Here is a 2,534-nt window from a genome sequence, read left to right on the forward strand (position 1 = left end):
CGCACCGACCGACGGACCTCGCACCGTGCGCCGCGCCCGCCGCAGCACGCGCTCCGCGCCCGCCGCAGCCCACGCTCCGCAGCCCGCGCTCCCCAACCCCGCGCCCCCAGCCCAGCGCCCTCAGCCCCGCGCCCCCGCGCCCCAGCGCCCGCGCGCCCTACGCGCTCCGGCGCACCACGAGCTCGGGCGCGAGGAGCCGGTCATCGTGGGACCGCCCCTCGACGAGCGCCCGGACGGAGTCGAGCACCCGCTCCCCCATGGCCATGAAGTCCTGCCGCACCGTGGTGAGCGGCGGGGTGAAGTGCGCCGCCTCCGGGATGTCGTCGAAGCCGACCACGGCGATGTCGTCCGGGACGCGGAGCCCCTCCTCCGCGAAGGCGTGCAGCACGCCGAGCGCCATCTGGTCGTTCCCGGCGAAGACGGCGTCCACGGTGTGCACGTCGATCGACTGCGCCGCACGGAAGCCGCTCGCGGGCGTCCAGTCGCCAGCGAGGACGACGGGTTCGAGCCCCCGGTCGGTCATGACCCGTTCGTAGGTGGCGCGGCGGACCTCGGCCTCCTGCGACACGGACGGACCGGCGAGGTGCACGATGCGCCGGTGCCCGCGTGCGAAGAGGTGGTCGAGGGCGAGTACCGCCCCGGAGGCCTGGTCGATGGCGACCGCGGCGACGTTCGGCGCCGCTCCGGTCCTGACCGCGTCGGGCTGCACGGCGTTCGCCACCACGACGGGGACCGTCACGGGGACGACGAGTGAGGCGAGCGCATCGAGCACGCGGTTGTCGGCGGCGACCAGCACGACCGCGGCGACGTCCTGCGCGAGGAGCGAGGCGAGCGCCCCGGAGAGGTCGGCGGGCACGGGGTCCTCGGGCAGTGTGGACAGCAGCACGTGGTACCCGGCGGTGCGCGCGGCACGTTCGAAGCCGATCGCCGTGCTCGACGGACCGTACAGCGCGTCGCCGGTGCTGACGATCCCGAGCGCCCGGCTGCGCCCGCCGGCGAGTGCCCTGGCCGCTGCTCGCGGACGGTAGCCGAGCTCGGTCACGGCGGCCGCGACCTGCTCCCGGAACTGGTCACGCACGGTCGGGTCGCCGTTGATGACGCGGGAGACGGTCTGGTGCGACACCCCGGCGCGCTCGGCGACGTCGAAGATCGTCGGCGCCTTGTGGCGCTTGCCCCCGGGGGCCGTCGTGTTCGTCACGTCGCAACCGTACCCCCGGCACTCGGAACCGACGAAAGGTCGCGAAACGATCACGACGAGTTGACACCCCGTGAAACAACCCACATGATGTGAGCGCTCACTTTGAGCAGCACCCACGGGCCACAGCAGCCCACACCCAGCGCGTCGAGGACGACGTGAGAGGAACAAGAGGTACTTCGATGATGAAGCGCAAGATCGCAGCGGGGATCGTGGCCGTCGGGCTGGCAGTCAGCCTGGCCGCATGCTCCGCAGGGGGACGTGGAGCGACCGGCAGCGGTGACGGTGGCGGCGACAACAAGGGCGCCCTCGTCGGCGTCGCGATGCCGACCAAGGTCTCGGAACGCTGGATCAAGGACGGCAACGCCGTCAAGAGCGACCTCGAGAAGGCCGGCTACAAGGTCGACCTCGAGTACGGCGACAACAAGGTCCAGCAGCAGGCGCAGCAGGTCAGCAACATGATCACGAAGGGCGCGAAGGTCCTGATCATCGCGTCCATCGACGGCGGAGCGCTCTCCGACCAGCTCGACGCCGCCGCGAAGGCCGGCATCAAGGTGATCTCCTACGACCGCCTCCTCACGGGCAACAAGAACGTCGACTACTACGTGTCGTTCGACAACTACAAGGTGGGCGTCGACCAGGCCACCAGCCTCCTCACGGGCCTCGGCGTCCTCGACGCGGACGGCAAGAAGACCAGCGAGAAGGGCCCCTTCAACATCGAGGTCTTCGCCGGCTCGCTCGACGACAACAACGCCGGGTTCTTCTTCAACGGCGCTATGGACACCCTGAAGCCGTACCTCGAGGACGGCACGCTGAAGATCCAGTCCGGCCAGGACCAGCTCTCGCAGGCCGCGACGCAGCAGTGGGACCCGGCGACCGCCAAGGCCCGCATGCAGAACCTCATCGCGAAGTCGTACTCCGGCGGCACGACGCTGAACGGCGTCCTCTCGCCCTACGACGGCATCTCGATCGGCATCATCTCGGCCCTGCAGGGCGCCGGGTACGGCTCGGGTGACCGACCGCTCCCGACGATCACGGGCCAGGACGCCGAGCAGGCCAGCGTGAAGTCGATCATCGCCGGTCAGCAGTACTCGACCATCTACAAGGACACGCGCAAGCTCGCCAAGCAGTCGGTCACCATGGCCGAGGACCTGCTCACCGGCAAGAAGCCCGAGGTCAACGACACGAAGAGCTACGACAACAAGGTCAAGGTCGTCCCGACCTACCTCTTCCAGCCGACGATCGTCACCAAGGACAACTACAAGGAAGTCCTCGTCGACTCCGGCTACTACACCGAGGCCGACCTGAAGTAGTCCCCTTCACCTTCGGGACTGGAGGC

The 2,534-nt window shown here is 69.7% G+C and carries 2 protein-coding genes; one reads left to right on the forward strand and one right to left on the reverse strand.

Annotated elements, in window-relative coordinates:
- Positions 1-157: 157 nt before the first annotated feature.
- On the reverse strand, positions 158-1,198 hold the full coding sequence (locus I5E_RS13295; protein WP_022907419.1) for a LacI family DNA-binding transcriptional regulator: 1,041 nt from the start codon (positions 1,196-1,198) through the stop codon (positions 158-160).
- 179 nt (positions 1,199-1,377) lie between these two features.
- Between I5E_RS13295 and chvE the strand changes: the two genes are divergently transcribed.
- The gene (gene chvE, locus I5E_RS13300; protein ID WP_022907420.1) at positions 1,378-2,508 is read left to right on the forward strand and encodes a multiple monosaccharide ABC transporter substrate-binding protein; all 1,131 of its coding nucleotides are present in this window, start codon (positions 1,378-1,380) and stop codon (positions 2,506-2,508) included.
- Positions 2,509-2,534: the final 26 nt, after the last annotated feature.

The sequence above is a fragment of the Curtobacterium sp. B18 genome, assembly GCF_000333375.1.
In the GTDB taxonomy this organism is placed as follows: Bacteria; Actinomycetota; Actinomycetes; order Actinomycetales; family Microbacteriaceae; genus Curtobacterium.

What these genes read in the sequence shown, in the direction of transcription:
- chvE (WP_022907420.1), top strand. Translation starts at nt 1,378, where the DNA reads ATGATGAAGCGCAAGATCGCAGCGGGGATCGTGGCCGTCGGGCTGGCA.